Origin of the sequence: Marinobacter psychrophilus (assembly GCF_001043175.1) — a bacterium.
Classification (GTDB): Bacteria; Pseudomonadota; Gammaproteobacteria; order Pseudomonadales; family Oleiphilaceae; genus Marinobacter; species Marinobacter psychrophilus.
In genome coordinates this window covers 3,308,293-3,326,935 of sequence record NZ_CP011494.1, presented here as the reverse complement: position 1 = coordinate 3,326,935, position 18,643 = coordinate 3,308,293, and the positions used below count along the sequence as shown (strand labels likewise).

Below are 18,643 nucleotides of genomic sequence, written 5' to 3'. Positions count from 1 at the left end.
GACAACAATAATTATGTTCACACGTCACTATGCGGTTTGGCCTACAGATCTGCCCAAGACCATGACCTTGCCGAAAACCAGTGTTTTTACCAATCTGGAAATATCGGCCCTGCGCTATCCTGACCAAACAGCCATCATTTTCTACGATGCGTTCATCACATACCGCCGGCTGCTGGCGGAAGTGGAGTTTATGGCAGGTTACCTGCAGGCGCAGGGTGTGAAAAAGGGTGATCGGGTGCTGCTGTATATGCAGAATTCGCCGCAGTATGTGATCTCCTACTACGCGATTCTGCGGGCAGATGCCGTGGTGATTCCGATAAACCCGATGAACCGGGCCGCAGAGCTAGATCATTATATTGCGGATACAGGCTCACGGGTATGCCTGGCAGGCCAGGAACTGGCTGAATACATTACGCCGCTGCTGGGAAAAACCGATCTGGAACAGATTGTGGTGGCTTCCTACAACACATACATTAAGCCTGATACCGACCTGGATCTGCCGGCGGAAGTCGCAAGCCCTGCCTGGTCGGGCGATGCTCCGGGCGTCGTGAGCTGGGAAAGCGCTATGGCGGCGGGCCTTAGCCCTCAACAACATACGGCAGGCCCGGAAGATCTGGCCGTCATCCCCTATAGCTCTGGTACAACGGGTGCACCAAAAGGCTGTATGCACACCCATCGCTCGGTGATGGCAACGGCGGTACACCGTGTGTTCTGGAATCTGAGCACTTCTGACAGCATGCAGCTGGCCACCCTGCCATTTTTCCATGTAACCGGCATGACCGGCTCCATGAACGGGCCGATTTTCGCCGGCTCGACGGCGGTGATTATGACGCGCTGGGATCGCACCACTGCATTAAGGCTTATTGAACGCTACAAGGTCACCGCCTGGGCCAACATCGTTACCATGGCGGTGGACTTTCTTTCCAGTCCGGATATTGGAAAATACGACCTCTCCAGTCTCCAAATGATTGGTGGCGGAGGTGCCGCCATGCCCGGCGCCGTTGCAGAAAAACTGAAAAGGCTGACGGGTCTCAACTACATTGAGGGCTATGGCTTGTCAGAAACCATGGCCGCAACCCACATCAACCCCAACGCGAAACCCAAAGCACAGTGTTTGGGTATCCCGGTGTTTGATGTGGACAGCCGGATTATTGATGTGGATACCCTGGAAGAGAAAGGACCGGGTGAAACCGGTGAGATCGTTTCCTGTGGTCCGCAGGTGACCATCGGCTACTGGAACCGGCCGGCCGAAACCGATGCGGCGTTCGTCGAAATTGATGGCAAGCGCTTCTTCCGTACCGGCGACCTCGCGTATTACGACGAAGAGGGTTACTTCTTCATGGTCGATCGCCTTAAGCGAATGATTAACGCATCCGGATTCAAAGTGTGGCCTTCGGAAGTTGAGGCCATGATGTACAGACACCCTGCCATTCATGAGCTGTGTATTATCTCGGCCCCGGATCCCAAACGTGGGGAAACGGTGAAGGCCTGCATCGTGCTCATACCTGAAGCAGAAGGCAGTACCAGCGTTGAGGACATTACGGATTGGTGCAAGGAACAGATGGCGGTCTATAAAGTGCCCACCCTTGTTGAATTTGTGAGTGCATTGCCAAAATCCCCCACGGGCAAGCTGATGTGGCGGGCGCTTCAGGAGGAAGAATGGGCAGGGACAGATCATGAATAAAAAACCCAGTATTTTAATTGTGGGTGCCGGCGCTATCGGTAGCTTCTACGGTGCCATTCTAAAGAAGGCCGGCTGTTCCGTGAGTGCTGTATTGCGCTCAGACTATAATGCGGTCAGAGCCCAAGGTATTCGAATCACAAGCCCGCTCGGAGACCTTTCCTACGAGCCCGATCATGTATACCGTGATGGTGACTTGCCGGAAGAAACGCCAGACTTTCTGATTCTGTGCGTGAAAGTTCTGCCCGGCGTGGATCGGGTTGCACTGGTTGCGCCCTGGATGGGTGAGAAAACCCGTCTGGTTCTGATCGAAAACGGCCTGGATATCGAAAAAGAGCTGGCCGATGCCTATCCGCAGAACCCTCTTATAAGCTGTCTGGCCTTCATTGCCGCAAGCCGCACAGAATCCGGCGTCGTTGAGCACAAAGCCTACGGCAAGTTAGTGATGGGGCGTTATCCGGAAGGTATTGATGAGGGCTGCCGGGCTTTGTCCCAACTGTTTATAGAAGGTGGAATTAAGAGCGATCTGACTGAGCGTGTTGTGAGTGAGCGCTGGCGCAAATGCCTCTGGAATACCCCGTTTAACCCATTGTCGGTTGTTGCCAACGGTGCGGACACTCTAACGATGCTGGATACTACGGGCGGCGAAGAGCTGGTGCGGGCTATGATGCGCGAGGTGATAGAGGTCGCTGCGGCAGAGGGCTATCCAATGGATGAGGCGTTGATCGATCAGAACATCGACAACACCCGTAAAATGCCTGCCTACAAAAACAGTATGGCGCTGGACTATCTGAACGACCGTCCGATTGAACGGGAGGCCGTGTTGGGTAACGTGGTGGCGTTAGCCAAGCGCCATAGCGTCGCTGTGCCTCACCTGAATACGGTGCTGGTTACTCTGAAAATGCGCGCAGCGCTGGAAGGGCGGGAATAGTGTTTAGAGAGTGTTTAGAAGGTTTGTAGAGAGTATTCAGAGCCCGCTTGCCGGGCTCTGAATACATCAGTCCTGCTCAGGCCACGTACATAGCGAGGTTTTCTACTACGCAGGCCGGTTTGTCCTGGCCATTTATTTCTACGGTGGTTTTGTAAGTCGCCAAAATCCTTTTGTCGTCCACCGATGTAACATCCACCAGTTCGACTTTTGTGCGAATATCCGAACCCACCGGCACTGCCGCTGGAAATCGAAGTTTGTTCAGCCCGTAATTGATAGTAGCCTTGGTGCCCGTAACCCGCAGAGCTTGAGGGTTGAGCCGGGAGATCAGGGACACGGTTAAATACCCATGGGCGACCGGGCACTTCCAAGGCGACTCCCGTTTCGCCCGCTCCACATCCACGTGAATCCATTGGTGGTCACCCGTGGCATCGGCAAACGCGCCGATCATGTTCTGGGTGATGGTAAGCCAGGGGCTGAAGCAGCACAGGCTTCCTTTATGACTGGCCAGCTCATCGAGTTGTATTTCCACCATACTGAGCCCTTCTATACCGCGTAACCGGGGTTTTTGCTGTCGAGAAGCCGCAGCAGTGCTGGCCAGGTGAGCGCCGCTGCGCTACCGAGAGATTGTGACTGTTCTGCGGTCGTTCGGACAGCCTGCTCGGAGGGCATATGCACTGGGCCGCAACTCTGTGCTTTGACCTGTATCTCGCAGGCTTTCATCAGGAAGTACAGGTACGTAAAGGTTTCCGGTACGTCTTTGCCAGCGGTCAGAACACCGTGATTGCGCAGCATCATCATGGATTTATCCCCGAGGTCCCGAATCAGGCGCTCACGCTCATCCAGGTTCAGAGCGACACCTTCATACTCGTGGTAACTCAGGTGGGCTAAACAGAGCATGGCTGTCTGGCTCAAGGGCAGCAGGCCGTCTCTGTGGGCGGAAATCGCTACACCATCTGCGGCATGAAGGTGCATGACGGCACCGGCATCGTCGCGCCCCATGTGCACAGCACTGTGTATGGTAAAGCCGGCGGGATTCACCCTGCTAAGGCCTCCGGATGCCACAACCTGTCCGTCTTTGTCCACTTTCACCAGAGAAGAAGCCGTGATCTCGTGAAACAGCAGGCCGTAAGGATTAATAAGAAAGTGATGCTCGGGGCCAGGTACTCGGGCGGAAAGGTGGGTAAAAACCAGGTCATCCCACCCGAACAGGGCGACAAGGCGGTAGGCCGCAGCTAACTCTTTGCGAACCTGCCATTCTTCCGCTTTCAGCGTATTCGCATCGGTATCCGAGGTGTTTGTTGTCATATTGTTCACCTTATTCCTGACTTTGTATAACAAAGGGGTGGCGATCCACCCCCGAAAAAGCCCCCTGGCTGATCAAAATAAGCTCTCAGGCACACTCATTACCGAGTTTAGCTTGCCTGTAAAAGAAACGCATAGCGTTCCAAGTGGAAGTCATCATCACCCAGTTGGTGATTGATCATGATCAAACGCTTGGCGTAGTGGGCAAAATTGTATTCCCATGTCATGCCAATGCCACCGTGGGATTGTATGCCTTGTTCTGAAATGAACTGTCCGCTGCGGCCGATGACATTTTTCGCGGCGGAAAGCGCGCGACGGCGCTCATCGCTTTGTTCTTCGTCTGCCACGCTGGCGGCCAGAATAGCCATCGAGCGAGCTTGCTCAAGTTCAGACATCATGTCGACCATGCGGTGCTGCAGCACCTGAAACTTACCAATGGGTACGCCAAACTGTTTACGCTGTTTGAGGTAGTCGAGAGTAAGCTCGTTGGCGACTTCCATAACACCGACGGCTTCCGCGCATAGCGCCGCAATGGCACGACCGGCCTGGTAGTCGATTACTTCGCTGGCGCTGCCCTCTTCGCCGAGCAGGGCGTCAGCACCCACGTGAACATTGTTCAGCGTAATATCACAGCCTTTGGAACCGTCAATGGTCGGGTAAACGCGGCGCTCAATGCCCGCCGTATCCGGCTTCAATACAAACAGGCTGATGCCGTTAGTGTCGCGGGTGCCGCCCGAGGTGCGAGCGGATACCACAATGAGGTCAGCACAGTGCCCACCAATCACAACGGCCTTGCGTCCATTAAGTACAAAACCACCGTCTTTTTTCTCAGCGTGGGTTTGCACATCGTTCAGGTCGTAAAAGCTCTGAGGCTCCTGAAGTGCGACGGCTGCCCGTAGTTCGCCGCTGGCAATACCGCTTAACCAGACGTCCTTCTGACTATCGTTTCCGGCCTGGCTGATAAGGCCACCGCCAAAAACGACCGATTGCAGGTACGGCTCAAGGCACAGGCCACGGCCCAGTTCGGTCATAACCGACTGTACTTCTACACCGCCACCGCCGAAGCCACCCAGTTCCTCAGAAAATGGGACCGATGTTAGTCCCAGTTCGCTCAGCTGTTTCCAGAAATCGACGCTAAAACCGGCTTCGGTTTCACTGTATGCCAGGCGCTTTTCAAAACTGTATTCACCGCGCACCAGACGGGCCACGGTGTCCTGCAGCATCTGCTGCTCTTCATTGAGTCCGAAATCCATGGTTGCCTCCTTAAAGCCCGAGAATCATTTTCGACACGATGTTTTTCTGGATCTCGTTGGATCCGCCGAAAATTGAAAGCTTACGATTGTTGAAGTACTGAGCTGAAAGCGGTGCAGCATTTTCGTCTGATAGGAACTCGCCTTCGTAATCAAGGTTCAGTTCTTCTTCCGCAAACGGAATGGCATAGGGCCCAATGGCTCTGCGTGCAAGGTCATTAATCGCTTGGCGAATTTCTGTGCCCTTTACCTTTAGCATGGAGCTTTCAGCCCCGGGCATGCCGCCGCCCTCAACCGCAGCAATAATGCGCAAGTTGCTGATGGTCGCCGCAGTCAGGTCAATTTCAACCCGGGCAATGCGCTGGCTGAACGACGTATCTTCAATCAGCGGGCGGCCATTCTTGATGCAACGAGATGCCAGTTGCTTCAGGTGAGACAGCGCGGCTTTGGACAAGCCGATGCCGGCCAGGCCGGTGCGCTCATAAGTCAGCAGGAACTTGGCGTAAGTCCAGCCTTTGTCTTCCTCTCCTACCCGATTTTCAACCGGCACTTTGACGTCTTGAAAGAAGACTTCGTTCACTTCGTGCTCGCCGTCAAGGGTGATGATCGGGCGCACGGTGATACCTGGCGTGTTCATGTCGATCAGCAGGAAGGAAATGCCTTCCTGTGCTTTCACCTCGGTATTGGTGCGCACCAGGCAAAAAATCATGTTGGCGTGCTGGCCAAGCGTGGTCCAGGTTTTCTGGCCGTTCACAATGTAGTGGTCGCCTTCGCGCACAGCGCGGGCTTTCAGCGATGCGAGATCGGAACCTGCGCCGGGCTCCGAATAGCCTTGGCACCACCAATCTTCTCCGCTAAGGATGCGCGGCAGGTAAGTCTGCTTCTGCTTTTCGTTGCCAAACTTGATGATAACGGGCGCCACCATGTTCACGCCGAACGGAACAGAGCGGGGCACACCGTACTGGCAGGATTCTTCATCCCAGATATGCTTTTGAACCGGTGTCCATTTCACACCGCCGTACTCTTCTGGCCAGTGCGTGGCGTACCAGCCTTGTTTGCAGAGGATTTGCTGCCAGCGCTGGTGATCCTCTTTCGTCAGGTGGCGGAAACCCTTCACTTTGGCGGAAATGTCTGCCGGTAGCGCCTGGTCCAGAAAAGCCCGGACGTCATCCCGGAAGGCGAGCTCCTCCGGCGTGTAGTTTATGTTCATGGAACAACCTCTCTGTTCGTTCTAGCGAAAGCGCATACCGCATAGCAGAATTGAGTAAGAGTGAATGATCTATCCTTTTCTGTCAATTCCTTGTAATTCGGTTAAATCACTCGTTTTTACGACGTTTGGCAGAATTTAGTTTTATAAGGTTGTTGTATTGAGTGACATTGCCTATATTCATTCTACGGAAACTAATATTGCGATGCGAAATGTAAAAAGTATCAATACCGCAGTGCGAAACAGAAGTTGCCGTTAATTAACAATCATAACGCGAGGTTTTCAGTGATAAAAACAACAATTTTCACAAAACGTTTGCTCATTGGTGTTTTGAGTACAGTCTCATTTTTCGCCCACAGTGCTGAGAATATTGAATTGCCCTCCACATTGGCCATGACGGCCTACGGCACCGGGTCAGCAGGTTATACCCAGATGGTATCCATCGGTAACCTGCTAAAAAATGAATACGGCACCTCGGTGCGCATTCTGCCCGGTGAAAATGATGTGTCCCGAATGACACCCCTACGTATGGGGCGGGTGCCGCTCTGTGCCTGTGGCATTGCCAGTTACTACGGCTCCGAAGGCGTATTGCTGTTTGCCGATCCGCAGTGGGGGCCGCAGTCCATTCGCCTGATTAGCACCTCTACCGCCAGTTTCGGTCTGGGTGTCGCGGTTGCAGGTGACATTAATGTGAAAACGCCGGCGGATTTGAAAGGCAAGCGGGTGGCTTACATCCGTGGTGATGACGCCCTGAATATTGGCACTGAAGCCTTTTTGGCATTTGGGGGCCTGACTTGGGATGACGTTGAACGGGTCGAATTCCCGGGCTACGGCCGTTCTTTTGAAGGCATTGTGGCCAACCAGGTTGACGCCGCGTTTACCATGAGCGTGGCACCGCCCGCTCAGCAACTGTCCGCCAGCCCAAGGGGTATCGTGTGGCCGGAACTGGACCCAGAGAATAAAAAAGGCTGGCAGCGGCTTCAGACCGTGGCGCCGTATTTTCAGCCCCACAAAGTAACGTCTGCTGCTGGTGAGAACTATGGCAAGGACAGCCCGTGGATCGGCGCCACCTACCCGTATCCCATATTGGTCGGCAATGAGAGCCTGGACGATAAAACCGCCAGAAATCTGGTCCGTGTGCTGATCGAGGACCATGACAAGTACAAAGACGCTGCTCCTGGCAATGCGGGTTACTCGCTAGAAAATCAGAACATGCAGTGGGTGATTCCTTATCACGATGCGGTTGTTGAGTATTACAAGGAAATTGGACATTGGACCGATGCCATGCAAGCGCATCAGGATGGGTTGGTTAAACGTCAGGGACTCCTGAAAACCACCTGGGAAAGCTTCATGGGTTCCAACCCGCCGGAAGGCGAAGACGCGTTCCGTAGCGGCTGGATGGAAGCACGAGCTAAAGCACTTGAAGCAGAAGGTATGGAAGCGGTTTTCCGTTAGGACCTGCCCCATTGCTCCGGCGTATCGCCGCTGTCTTGGCGACGATACGCCGGGGGTTTCCGTTTTATCATCATCGCATCGGAGCCTCTGATCTTATGAGCTTGCCTCAGAAACAACCCGTTAATGCGGGCGAAATATCGGGTATCCGCCAGTTATCCGGGTTCTGGCTTTGGGTACCCCGAGTGGCGACTCTGGCGCTGACCCTGCTGGCCATTGATTACCTGTTTAACCTTCGGTTATTCACTGCGGTGACGTCGGTGGAAAGCCAGTTCTTTTATACAGTGGTAGCATTGATGCTGCCGTTGGTTTTCGTGCTTTGGCCCGCTTTTGGTAAGGCTTCGCGCACAAAAGTACCTTGGTACGACGTGGTGCTGTTCTTGTTTGCGGTCTCGGTATGCGGCTTTTTCGTGCTAAACGCGGAACAGATTCTCGACAGTGGCTGGGAGTACGACGCGCCGGACTACGCCATTGTAATGAGCTTCCTTTTTTGGGGCGTGGTGATCGAGGCGGCGCGACGGGCCGGCGGTTGGCCGATCGGTCTCATTGTCGCGGTTGCAAGTTTGTATCCGATTTTCGCAGATGTTGTACCGGGGCCGATTCAGGGCTTTCCGTCATCACCTTCCCAGACTGCTATTTACCATGCCATGAGCCGTGAGAGCGTCATGGGTATTCCGCTACAGGCGTTCGCTAACCTGGTGATCGGCTTTTTGTTGTTCGGCGTTGCGCTACAACAAACCGGAGGTGGTAAGTTCTTTATCAATCTGGCGTTTGCCCTGCTCGGTCATGTCCGGGGTGGCCCGGCCAAGGTTGCGGTATTCTCCAGCGGCCTGATGGGGTCTATGAGCGGCAGCGTGATTACCAACGTGCTCACCACCGGTGTGCTGTCTATCCCGGCTATGCGGAAGGTGGGTTTTGGGCGGTCTTACGCCGCCGGTGTCGAAGCCTGTGCGTCTACGGGTGGCGTACTGATGCCGCCGGTGATGGGCGCGACGGCGTTTATTATGGCCAGCTTTCTGAATATTTCTTACGGTACGATTGCGCTGGCGGCAGCGGTTCCGTCATTCCTGTATTTCATGGGTCTGTTTATTCAAATTGACGCTTACGCTGCGCGCCACGAACTCAAAGGATTGCCAGCGAATGAGCTGCCTTCCCTACGCCAGACTTTAAAAGAAGGCTGGTACTTCATCTTTGTCTTTGTGCTGCTGATCTGGCTGTTGTTTTTCCTGCGACGGGAGGCGATTGCGCCTTTCTACGCTACGGCTTTGTTGTTGGTGATCAATCAGGTGTTGCCATACCAACGTTGGGGCTGGGAGGATGTGAAAGGCTTTTTCTCCAGCGCCGGAAAGCTATTTGCGGAACTGATTGCCATTCTGGCGGGCGTGGGTTTGCTGGTGGGGGCGCTGTCGGTAACCGGCATGTCTGGCACCATCGCCAATGATCTGATTTTTCTGGCCGGTGGCAATACCCTTGTACTGCTATTTATGGGGGCAGCGACCAGTTTTATCCTGGGCATTGGAATGACCGTCACGGCGGCCTATATTTTCCTGGCAGTGGCCCTGGCTCCGGCGTTGATTAACGGCGGTGGTATGGACCCGTTGGCGGTTCACCTGTTCATCTTGTATTGGGGCATGCTGAGCTTCATCACACCACCGGTGGCACTGGGTGCCTTTGCTGCTGCCACGGTGGCGGGTGCCCGGCCAATGGAAACCGGCTTCCAGGCCATGAAACTGGGTAGCGTGATTTACTTTATTCCGTTCCTGTTCGTGTTGAACCCGGCGTTGATACTCCAGGGCTCCTGGGATGAAATCCTGATCGTGCTGCCTCAGGCCATTGTGGGTGTGGCGTTAATTGCAGGCGGTATGCAGGGTTACCTGCTGGGCATTGGCAATCTTTCGCTTTATCGGGTGCTCCAGTGGCCCATCCGCCTGGCGTTGATTGCCGGCGGGATGCTGTTGGCGATTCCCGGAGGCGGCCCGGTACCCTTCACCAATCTGGAGTTGACGATGATCAGCGCGATGCTGATTTTGCCAGCTCTTGCGCTGGTGTGGTGGTCTAACCGGGTTGAGACAGTGTTGGTGTAAAGGAAGCTTCTATAGACAGCGAATATAAAAAAAGGCAGGGCCATACAGCCTGCCTTTTTTTTTTTAGCATAAACGTCGGTGTTAACCGAAGGCGGGAATGCCGGTCTGTCCACGGCCGAGGATCAGGGCGTGGATATCGTGAGTGCCCTCATAGGTATTAACGGCTTCCAGGTTCATTACGTGGCGAATGACATGGTATTCGTCTGAAATACCGTTGCCGCCGTGCATGTCACGGGCAACTCGGGCTATGTCCAGGGACTTGCCGCAGTTGTTACGCTTCATCAAGGAAATTGCATCCGGAGACGCTTCACCGGCGTCCATCAGGCGGCCAAGTTGCAGCGCACCTTGCAGGCCAAGGGCAATGTCGGTCTGCATGTCTACCAGCTTTTTCTGAATAAGCTGGTTCGCGGCTAGTGGCTTACCAAACTGCTTGCGCTCCAGGGTGTAATTGCGGGCCGCATGCCAGCAGAATTCCGCCGCGCCGAGAGAGCCCCAACTTATGCCATAGCGGGCTTTGTTGAGGCAGCTGAACGGCCCTTTCAGACCGTCTACATCCAGTTTGTTCTCGTCAGGGCAGAACACCTCGTCCATAAAAATGGAACCCGTTTCGGAGGCGCGCAGAGAGAATTTACCTTCAATTTTAGGGGTGTGCAGACCCTTGGCGCCACGTTCCAGTACAAAACCGGTGACCCTACCGTCAAGTTTGGCCCAAATCACGAAGACATCCGCAATGGGGGAGTTGGTAATCCAGGTCTTGGAGCCGCTGACCAGATAGCCGCCGTCGACTTTCTTGGCGCGGGTTTCCATACCGCTGGGGTCAGAACCATGGTTGGGCTCGGTCAGACCGAAACAGCCAACCAACACACCGGAGGCGAGTTTTGGTAGCACGCGTTTTTTTAGTGCTTCCTGGCCAAACGAGTAAATCGGGTACATAACCAACGAAGACTGAACACTCAAAGCCGATCGGTAGGCAGAGTCTACCCGCTCGACTTCGCGGGCAATCAAACCATAGCAAACATGATTCAAGCCAGGACCGCCGTATTCTTCCGGCAAGGTGGCACCGAGCATGCCCAGCTCTCCCATATCGGTGAATATGGAACGATCGAATTTTTCGTGTCGGTTGGCCTCAATAATTCCGGGCATCAGGCGTTGGTCACAGAAACTACGGATGCTGTCCCGAACCTGCCGTTCGGTTTCATCCAGTTGCTTGTCAAATTGCAGCAAGTCATCCCACGGTGCGGAAGCCATGTTGTTTCTCCTCAGTGAAAATCAGTTACGAACTCGTTCAATCACAGCTGCAATGCCTTGACCAACGCCAATGCACAGGCTGATAAGGGCGTAGCGCCCGCCGCTGCATTCCAGCTGACGGGTAGCGGTAAGTGCAATCCTTGCGCCGGATGCGCCAAGCGGGTGGCCAATTGCAATGGCCCCTCCGTTCGGGTTCAGCCGGGAGTCAGTGGGGTCTATACCCAGTTTAGTAGTACAACCGAGAACCTGGGCTGCAAACGCCTCATTAATCTCGATGACATCCATATCGTTAAGCCCAAGGCCAGCGCGAGCCAAGGCTTTTTCGCAGGCCAGAACCGGGCCCAGGCCCATTACTCGTGGCGAAACACCTGCAATGGCGGCTGACACAATGCGCGCGCGGGGCTTTATTCCAGCGCGTTCGCCGGCTTCTCGGGAGCCGATGATCAGGGCAGCTGCACCGTCGTTAATGCCGGAAGCATTGCCTGCCGTCACTACGCCGCCTTCAACCAGGGGGCGAAGCCCTGCAAGCAACTCGGCGGTTGACTGGGGGCGCGGGTGTTCGTCTTCGCGGACTGTAATCGGGGGGTTTTTGCGGCCATTAGGCACATCAATACTCAAGATCTCGTCTTTAAAGAAACCTATGCGGCGGGCCTCTTCATAACGGGCCTGGCTCTGAGCCGCAAACTGATCTGTCAGTTCGCGGCTCAGGCCGAGATCGCGGGCAATGTTATTGGCTGTTTCAGGCATGGTGTCCGCGCCGAAAACGCTCTCGATAAGCGGGTTCGGGAAACGTGCGCCAATGGTGCTGTCGAAGGCACGGAAATCCCTGCTGAAAGGAGTCTCTCCCTTGGCGATCACGAAAGGGGCGCGGCTCATGCTCTCGGTGCCGCCGGCTATAAACAACTCACCTTCGCCGCAGCGAACCGCCCTGGCAGCGTCAATGATGGCCGCCAGTCCGGAGCCACAAAGTCGGTTAACGGTCAGCCCGCCTGTCTCGACTGGAAGGCCGGCCAGCAATCCAGCGTGACGTGCCACGTTGCGCGCATCTTCGCCTGCTTGGTTGGTACAGCCTGCAATAACGTCTTCATAGGCTTCCGGAGCGAACGCATTGCGCTCAACCAGTGCCCTGATCACGCTTGCCAGCAAGTCATCGGGCCGAACCCGGGAAAGAGAGCCCGCATGGCGGCCAAAAGCAGTCCTGAGACCATCGTAGATAAATGCACTCATTGTTCTTCCTCTGGGACATGCCGAGGCTCTCGAATCAGCTTGCGGACTCGAGTGTAAAAGACCCCGGTCTATCTTGTCATTTGTGCTAATATAGTTTCATCAAGCGAAACTGTGTTTTGTATTGGGTTCGAAAAGACTAATCGGGGTGTGTGTGAAATGCAAGCAGAGACCGTCTCTGCCAGCGTGACTCTAACAAGGACAAAGCAGGTATGAGTGCTGCAGGTCGCTGGCTATTACCTTTGGCGGTTTTGCTTGAGCTGATTGCTATTTGTATGTCCAGCACTCAGCTCAGTGCAATCTCGGGCGTGTTATTTATTTTTTGCTTTCTGTGTGTGGGCCATTCTCTTCAGACGTACGCCCGCACTTTGCTGCTGGTTTCTCTGGCGGTTGTTGCGTGGTTTTCTATCCGCGGCGAACTGGGCACGGACCGGTTAATCAAAGCTTCTGCTGATGCTGCATTTTACGCCGCATTCCTGGCAAGCCTCGGGATGATGCAGTGCCTGGTCAGGCGTTTTGAGGTGCTGCGTCGGATTCACGATGTCCTGTTGGGTGGTCGTGCCATCTGGCTGTATCCCAAGTATGCCCTGGTTAGCTGTAGCATAGCCTCTGTGCTGAGCTTCGGCATGATGAGCCTGCTCTGTGGCAGTCTTTCAGAAACTCTGCGCGAACGTGGAATTTCCGGCGAGTCCCGCCTGCAGTGGCTGCGCAGTGTTCTGATCAGTACGCTTCGCGGTTTCGCTCTTGTTCCTCTGGTGGCACCCACCAGTGTCGCCGTGGCCATACTGACCCGGGAGCTGCCCCAGTTAAGCTGGTCTATGCTTCTGCCTTACGGCCTTGCGGCGTCTGTGGTTCTGGTTGTGGTTGGCTGGATACTGGAACAGCATCGATTTCGGCAGGTCAGCAGCGAACGTGTCGTTCTTGAACAATGGCCGTCGGGCTCTTTGCAGTTGCTTGGGCTGATCTCAATCGTATTTGCCGTCATGGCTGTTATCGTCGCCTTGACCGACTTCAAAGTGTCGGTCGCCGCCATGATGGCTGTGCCCTCTGTTACTGTTCTTTATATGACGTGGCGGGAACGATCGGTCGGGGTGGTGCTCAAGGAGAGCATGACTCAGGTTTCATCCATGAATAATGAAATGGCAATTTTTGCCGCATCGGCGATTCTGGGTGTGTCCATTTCCAGCGTTATTCCAGCGGATGCCTTAAGTGGTCTTGCAACCTCCGCTGGTGGAATGTGGGTACTCGCTGTTGTCGGTATGCTGAGCTTGCCGCTGCTATCAGCCATTGGGGTTATCCCGATTACAGTGCTTAGCGTTCAAGCGGGTCTTCTGCCGCAGCTCATTGCGGAAGGCATGGATCCGCTACTGATATCTGTTGCTTTGGTTATCGGCTTTTCCCTGGCGATGATGCTTTCGCCGTTTGGGCCAGCTGTCATGCTGCTGTCGCGCTTTGGTCAGGTGCCGCGTCGGGTAGTGGCATTTCGCTGGAATGGCGTTTTTGTCTTAATAGTCGTGCCCCTATTGTTGGCGCTTCTGGCATTAGAGATTATCGTTTTGCCAGCCATTCTGTGAGCGAAGCTTTCGATCGTTGCTTATTCTGTCAGGTAGAACGCTATACCCATTATTCTTCATAGCTGGCCATTCCCCGAGTTTATAATACTGCGTGACAGGCAAGTGTTTCATTTTTGATGCAAGTTTTGATCTGAGTATGTGGTACTCGTATTCATCAACGTTTAAAATATCGTACACGTTGTATATAGAATTTAAAGCTCGAAACACTGCAGCGAGCGACGCTGTTGGAGGACGCGAAATTATGTCAAAAGAAAAAGCTGCGTTACCGGAGCTCTTAGCTGCCTCCGGTGGCGACGGACCGGTGAAGCCGGAGAAAGATCGTAAGTTCGTCGAGGCGTTGTCTCGGGGTCTGGACGTGTTGCGTGCTTTTAGCCAAGGCTCTGTGATTCTTGGCAATCAGGATATTGCACGTCTTACAGGCCTGCCTAAGCCAACGATATCTCGCATGACTTACACTCTGACCCAACTGGGATACCTTAGCTACAATACTCAGCTGGAAAAATATCAGCTCAGTTCCGGTGTTCTGGCGCTGGGTTATGCTTATGTATCCAATTTAAAGGTCCGTCAGTTAGCCAGACCTTATCTGGACGAGTTTGCGCGTCAGACTAATATGTCGGTCGGACTTACTTGCCGTGATCGTTTGCACATGATTTATGTCGAAAACCGGTTGCCTCCTGAAGCGTCTTTACTGCGTATGGATATTGGCCTCAAGCTACCGATGGCAACAACGTCTGCTGGTCGCGCTTACTATTGCGCCATATCGGATAAAGGGCGCAAGGTTGTTGAAGATGCCATGGAAGTAAAGTACGGCGACGATTCCTGGCCCCAGAAAAAGGAAGGGTTAGACCGTGCCATGGAGGATTATAAAAAGTATGGCTTTTGCCTTTCCATCGGCGAATGGGATCGCAATATTAACTCTGCTGGTGTGCCTGTTCACTTGCAGGATGGCACGATCATGGCATTGACCTGTGCAGCGCCTTCTTATTTGGTGCCCGCCGAAAGACTTCGAGAATCCATTGCTCACCAACTGGCAATGCTGGCAAGCGATATTGAGTCTCTGGGCGTTTAGGCTCGTTCCGAGGAGCTGCAATAGCCAGCTTCATTGGCATTTCATTGAAACCGCAGGATTTGTTCTGCGGTTTTTTTTGTCCAATTTTAAATGGTGGTTGAAACCCGGAGAAAATGCGTATTAAATCGGAGTTGTGTTTCGCTTGTTAAAACTAAATTCCATATAAATTGATGGAGGGTGTATGTCTGAGGTCGTAACTTACAGTCGTGAAGGCAATGTTGGCGTTATTACAGTGAACTATCCGCCAGTTAATGCCCTCAGCCATGCAGTGCGCTCAGGCTTGATCGCCGCGTTGGAGCAAGGCCAGGAAGACTCCGAAGCCAAGGTGCTTTTGCTGGTGTGTGAAGGCCGAACCTTTATCGCGGGTGCGGATATCCGTGAGTTTGGCAAACCTATGCAGAAGCCGGGCCTTGCCGAGCTCGTCGAGACCTATGAAAACAGTGAAAAGCCTCTGGTTGCGGCTATTCACGGCACCGCGCTCGGTGGCGGGCTAGAAATGGCTCTTGGTTGCCATTATCGGGTTGCACTGAATAGTGCAAAAATTGGTCTACCGGAGGTCAAGCTCGGCTTGTTGCCGGGAGCCGGCGGCACTCAGCGTCTACCACGCCTGACCGGTGCACAGAAAGCGCTTGAAATAATTACGTCTGGTGAGTTTGTCGGAGCTAAAGACGCCCTGGCACTGGGCATTTTGGATGTCGTTGATGACGGTGAGGATGTTAAAGCCGCAGGCCTTGCTTATGCGCAGCAGATTGCGGATGAGGGCAAACCTGTGCGTCGGGTCCGTGATCTAAAGGATAAGATCGCGTCCGATAAGGGCAGCGATGTATTTGATCAGTTCCGCGCCGTACTGCAAAAGAAGGCTCGCGGTCAGTTTTCGCCATTCAAGTGTGTAGACGCGATTGAAGCGGCGTTTAACCTGCCGTTTGCTGAGGGTATGAAGCGTGAGCGCGAGCTGTTTACGGAATGCATGGACTCACCCCAGCGTGCTGGCCAGATTCATTCGTTCTTCGCCGAGCGCGAAGTCTCTAAAGTTAAAGGGCTGTCAAAAGATACGCCGGTACGCGATGTAAACAGTGTCGGTATTATTGGCGCGGGTACCATGGGCGGTGGTATTGCCATGAACTTTGCCAACGTTGGTATTCCCGTCATTATTGTGGAAATGAAGCAGGAAGCTCTGGATAAAGGGCTGGGCATTATCCGCAAGAACTACGAAAACTCAGCGAAAAAGGGACGCCTTACCCAGCAGCAAGTTGAAGACCGGATAGCGCTGATCACCGGTAGCCTGAGTTACGACGATTTCAAAAGCGTGGATCTGGTGATTGAGGCCGTGTTTGAAAACATGGCGGTCAAAAAAGAGATCTTCGCAAAGCTAGACGCTATTTGTAAGCCGGGCACTATTCTGGCGTCTAACACCTCTACTCTGGATATCGACGAAATTGGCTCGGCCACTCGTCGCCCGGAAGACGTTGTGGGTATGCATTTCTTCAGTCCGGCTAACGTGATGAAACTGCTGGAGAACGTTCGCGGCAGTAAAACCTCTGATGAGGTGAAAGCCACGGTGATGGCGGTCGCCAAGAAGATAAAGAAGGTCGGTGTGCTGGTTGGCAATTGCCACGGCTTTGTTGGCAACCGCATGCTGCACCGGCGTGGTGCTGAAGCCATGACGCTGGTCAATGAAGGCGCCACACCGCAACAGGTAGACAAGGTGCTGACGGATCTGGGCTATCCCATGGGGCAGTTTGCGATGTCTGATCTGGCGGGTATCGATGTGGGTTATCGGATCCGCGAAGAACGTCGCAACGCTGGTGAACAGGTAGCGCCGAGCTGGATGGATAAGCTTGCCGAGCAGAATCGCCTTGGTCAGAAAACCATGGCGGGTGTTTACAAGTACGAGGAGGGCAGCCGCAATCCTGTTCCGGATGCTGAGGTGGAGCGGATCATTGAGGGTTTCCGCAAGGAGCAGGACATCAGCTCCCGTGAGATTACGGACCAGGAAATTCTTGAACGCTGCATGTATGTGATGGTTAATGAGGCAGCCAAGATTCTGGAAGAGGGCATCGCTGACCGGGCTCTGGATATCGACGTGGTCTGGATTTATGGCTACGGCTTCCCGGCTTATCGTGGTGGCCCTATGTTCTGGGCGGATCAGGTGGGTCTGGACGTGATTCTGGCCGCTGTAGAGAAGTATCACGCTGATGTGGGTGGAGAGCAGTGGAAACCCGCTGATTTGCTGAAACAGTTGGTTGCTGATGGGAAGAAGTTCGGCGACTTATAAGGCCGTTATTGGCTGGCCTCTTTTGTCTGATGTATAGGGGGCTGGCCCGATAGCGACCGAATTTTCTTCTTGCCCTATTGCGGTGAGAGGTAAGTACTCCATCTTTATTTCGAGGCAATTTTTATGTCAGACGCCGTTATTGTATCTACCGCACGGACCGGTCTTGGGAAGTCTTATCGGGGCGCTTTGAACAACACTCACAGTGTGGATCTTGCCGGGCATGTGATCAAACACGCCGTTGCGCGTGCAGGTATTGACCCCGCTATCGTTGAGGATGTGATTCTCGGCGCAAGTTTTCAAGAAGGCGCACAGGGCAGAAATATGGCTCGCCTGGCGGCTATTCGTGGTGGCTTACCGGTGACAACTGCAGGGTTGTCGATCAACCGTTTCTGCAGCTCTGGCCTTCAGGCTATCGCTATTGCGGCGCAACGTGTGGTTTCGGAGAAGGTGCCGGCAATGGTGGCTGGTGGTGTGGAGTCTATTTCTTTGGTTCAGAACGACAAGTTCAACAGCTTTCATGCGACCAACGAATGGCTGATGAAGCATAAGCCCGAGCTGTACATGGCGATGATTGAAACAGCGGACATTGTCGCTCAGCGCTATAACGTCAGCCGTGAATCTCAGGACGAATACGCCCTGATCTCCCAGCAGCGTACGGCTGCGGCGCAGGAAGCCGGCAGGTTTGACGATGAGATTGTGCCGTTTGAAGCCACGATGCTGGTGAAAGATAAGGAAACTGGCGAAGTGAGTAATAAAGACGTCACTCTCACGCGCGACGAGTGCAACCGCCCGAGTACGACGCTTGACGCGCTGCAGGGCTTGAAGGCGGTGCGTGGTGAGGGCAATTTTATCACGGCAGGTAATGCCAGCCAGTTGTCTGACGGTGCGTCTGTGTGCACGGTAATGAACAGCACCTATGCCGAGAAAAACAATATCGAGCCTATGGGGATTTTCCGTGGTTTTGCAGTCGCAGGGTGTGAGCCGGACGAGATGGGTATTGGCCCGGTGTTTGCCATTCCGCGTCTGCTGGAGCGTAACGGCCTGACCATGGATGACATCGACCTTTGGGAGCTGAACGAAGCATTCGCGTCTCAGGTGGTGTACTGCCGTGATCGTTTAGGCATTCCGATGGAAAAACTGAATGTTAACGGTGGCTCTATTTCTATCGGTCACCCTTACGGTGTCACTGGTTCTCGCCTTGCCGGTCACGCCTTGATTGAAGGCAAACGTCGCGGCGCCAAATACGTTGTGGTGACCATGTGCATTGGTGGTGGCCAGGGTGCTGCAGGTTTGTTTGAAGTGGTTTGACGGCAAACAGCGCCCGCTAACCAACCGTCAAAACAATA

At 54.0% G+C, this 18,643-nt stretch carries 14 protein-coding genes; 8 read left to right on the top strand and 6 right to left on the bottom strand.

Annotated elements, in window-relative coordinates; translation table 11 throughout:
- Positions 1-13 precede the first annotated feature (13 nt).
- Both ABA45_RS15095 and ABA45_RS15090 read left to right on the top strand, forming a co-directional pair.
- A complete protein-coding gene (locus ABA45_RS15095; protein ID WP_048387484.1) occupies positions 14-1,684 on the top strand; it encodes a long-chain fatty acid--CoA ligase in 1,671 nt (556 codons plus the stop codon).
- The gene (locus tag ABA45_RS15090) at positions 1,677-2,612 is read left to right on the top strand and encodes a ketopantoate reductase family protein (RefSeq protein ID WP_048387481.1); all 936 of its coding nucleotides are present in this window, start codon (positions 1,677-1,679) and stop codon (positions 2,610-2,612) included. The genes ABA45_RS15095 and ABA45_RS15090 overlap by 8 nt, the downstream gene beginning before the upstream one ends.
- Positions 2,613-2,688: 76 nt before the next feature.
- On the opposite strand, the gene ABA45_RS15085 is transcribed toward ABA45_RS15090, so the two are convergent.
- From ABA45_RS15085 to ABA45_RS15070, 4 genes are all read right to left on the bottom strand, one after another.
- Positions 2,689-3,144, bottom strand: coding sequence for a MaoC family dehydratase (locus ABA45_RS15085; protein ID WP_048387479.1), 456 nt, complete (start codon positions 3,142-3,144; stop codon positions 2,689-2,691).
- An 11-nt stretch (positions 3,145-3,155) separates the two neighbouring features.
- Positions 3,156-3,917: a class II aldolase/adducin family protein gene (locus tag ABA45_RS15080; RefSeq protein ID WP_048387477.1), complete on the bottom strand. Its 762-nt coding sequence runs from the start codon at positions 3,915-3,917 to the stop codon at positions 3,156-3,158.
- A 107-nt stretch (positions 3,918-4,024) separates the two neighbouring features.
- A complete protein-coding gene (locus ABA45_RS15075; RefSeq protein ID WP_048387475.1) occupies positions 4,025-5,167 on the bottom strand; it encodes an acyl-CoA dehydrogenase family protein in 1,143 nt (380 codons plus the stop codon).
- A gap of 10 nt (positions 5,168-5,177) precedes the next feature.
- Positions 5,178-6,374 (bottom strand): acyl-CoA dehydrogenase family protein, encoded by a 1,197-nt coding sequence (locus ABA45_RS15070; protein ID WP_048387471.1) that lies wholly within the window; start codon positions 6,372-6,374, stop codon positions 5,178-5,180.
- A gap of 282 nt (positions 6,375-6,656) precedes the next feature.
- Between ABA45_RS15070 and ABA45_RS15065 the strand changes: the two genes are divergently transcribed.
- Both ABA45_RS15065 and ABA45_RS15060 read left to right on the top strand, forming a co-directional pair.
- Entirely contained in the window at positions 6,657-7,826 is a 1,170-nt protein-coding gene (locus ABA45_RS15065) for a TAXI family TRAP transporter solute-binding subunit (RefSeq protein ID WP_048387469.1), read from the top strand.
- A gap of 95 nt (positions 7,827-7,921) precedes the next feature.
- Positions 7,922-9,907 (top strand): TRAP transporter permease, encoded by a 1,986-nt coding sequence (locus ABA45_RS15060; protein ID WP_048387467.1) that lies wholly within the window; start codon positions 7,922-7,924, stop codon positions 9,905-9,907.
- Between the two features lie 81 nt (positions 9,908-9,988).
- On the opposite strand, the gene ABA45_RS15055 is transcribed toward ABA45_RS15060, so the two are convergent.
- Both ABA45_RS15055 and ABA45_RS15050 read right to left on the bottom strand, forming a co-directional pair.
- Positions 9,989-11,155 (bottom strand): acyl-CoA dehydrogenase, encoded by a 1,167-nt coding sequence (locus ABA45_RS15055; protein WP_048387465.1) that lies wholly within the window; start codon positions 11,153-11,155, stop codon positions 9,989-9,991.
- A 21-nt stretch (positions 11,156-11,176) separates the two neighbouring features.
- The gene (locus ABA45_RS15050; protein WP_048387464.1) at positions 11,177-12,382 is read right to left on the bottom strand and encodes a 3-oxoadipyl-CoA thiolase; all 1,206 of its coding nucleotides are present in this window, start codon (positions 12,380-12,382) and stop codon (positions 11,177-11,179) included.
- Positions 12,383-12,591: 209 nt separating this feature from the next.
- Between ABA45_RS15050 and ABA45_RS15045 the strand changes: the two genes are divergently transcribed.
- The 4 genes from ABA45_RS15045 (at position 12,592) to ABA45_RS15030 (ending at position 18,605) form a co-directional block, all read left to right on the top strand.
- Complete coding sequence (locus ABA45_RS15045) at positions 12,592-13,953, top strand: hypothetical protein (protein WP_048387463.1); 1,362 nt, start codon at positions 12,592-12,594, stop codon at positions 13,951-13,953.
- Positions 13,954-14,194: 241 nt separating this feature from the next.
- The gene (locus tag ABA45_RS15040; RefSeq protein WP_048387457.1) at positions 14,195-15,022 is read left to right on the top strand and encodes an IclR family transcriptional regulator; all 828 of its coding nucleotides are present in this window, start codon (positions 14,195-14,197) and stop codon (positions 15,020-15,022) included.
- Positions 15,023-15,203: 181 nt separating this feature from the next.
- A complete protein-coding gene (locus ABA45_RS15035; protein ID WP_048387455.1) occupies positions 15,204-17,297 on the top strand; it encodes a 3-hydroxyacyl-CoA dehydrogenase NAD-binding domain-containing protein in 2,094 nt (697 codons plus the stop codon).
- Positions 17,298-17,420: 123 nt separating this feature from the next.
- Positions 17,421-18,605 (top strand): acetyl-CoA C-acyltransferase, encoded by a 1,185-nt coding sequence (locus ABA45_RS15030; RefSeq protein ID WP_048387453.1) that lies wholly within the window; start codon positions 17,421-17,423, stop codon positions 18,603-18,605.
- The last annotated feature ends 38 nt before the right edge of the window (positions 18,606-18,643 follow it).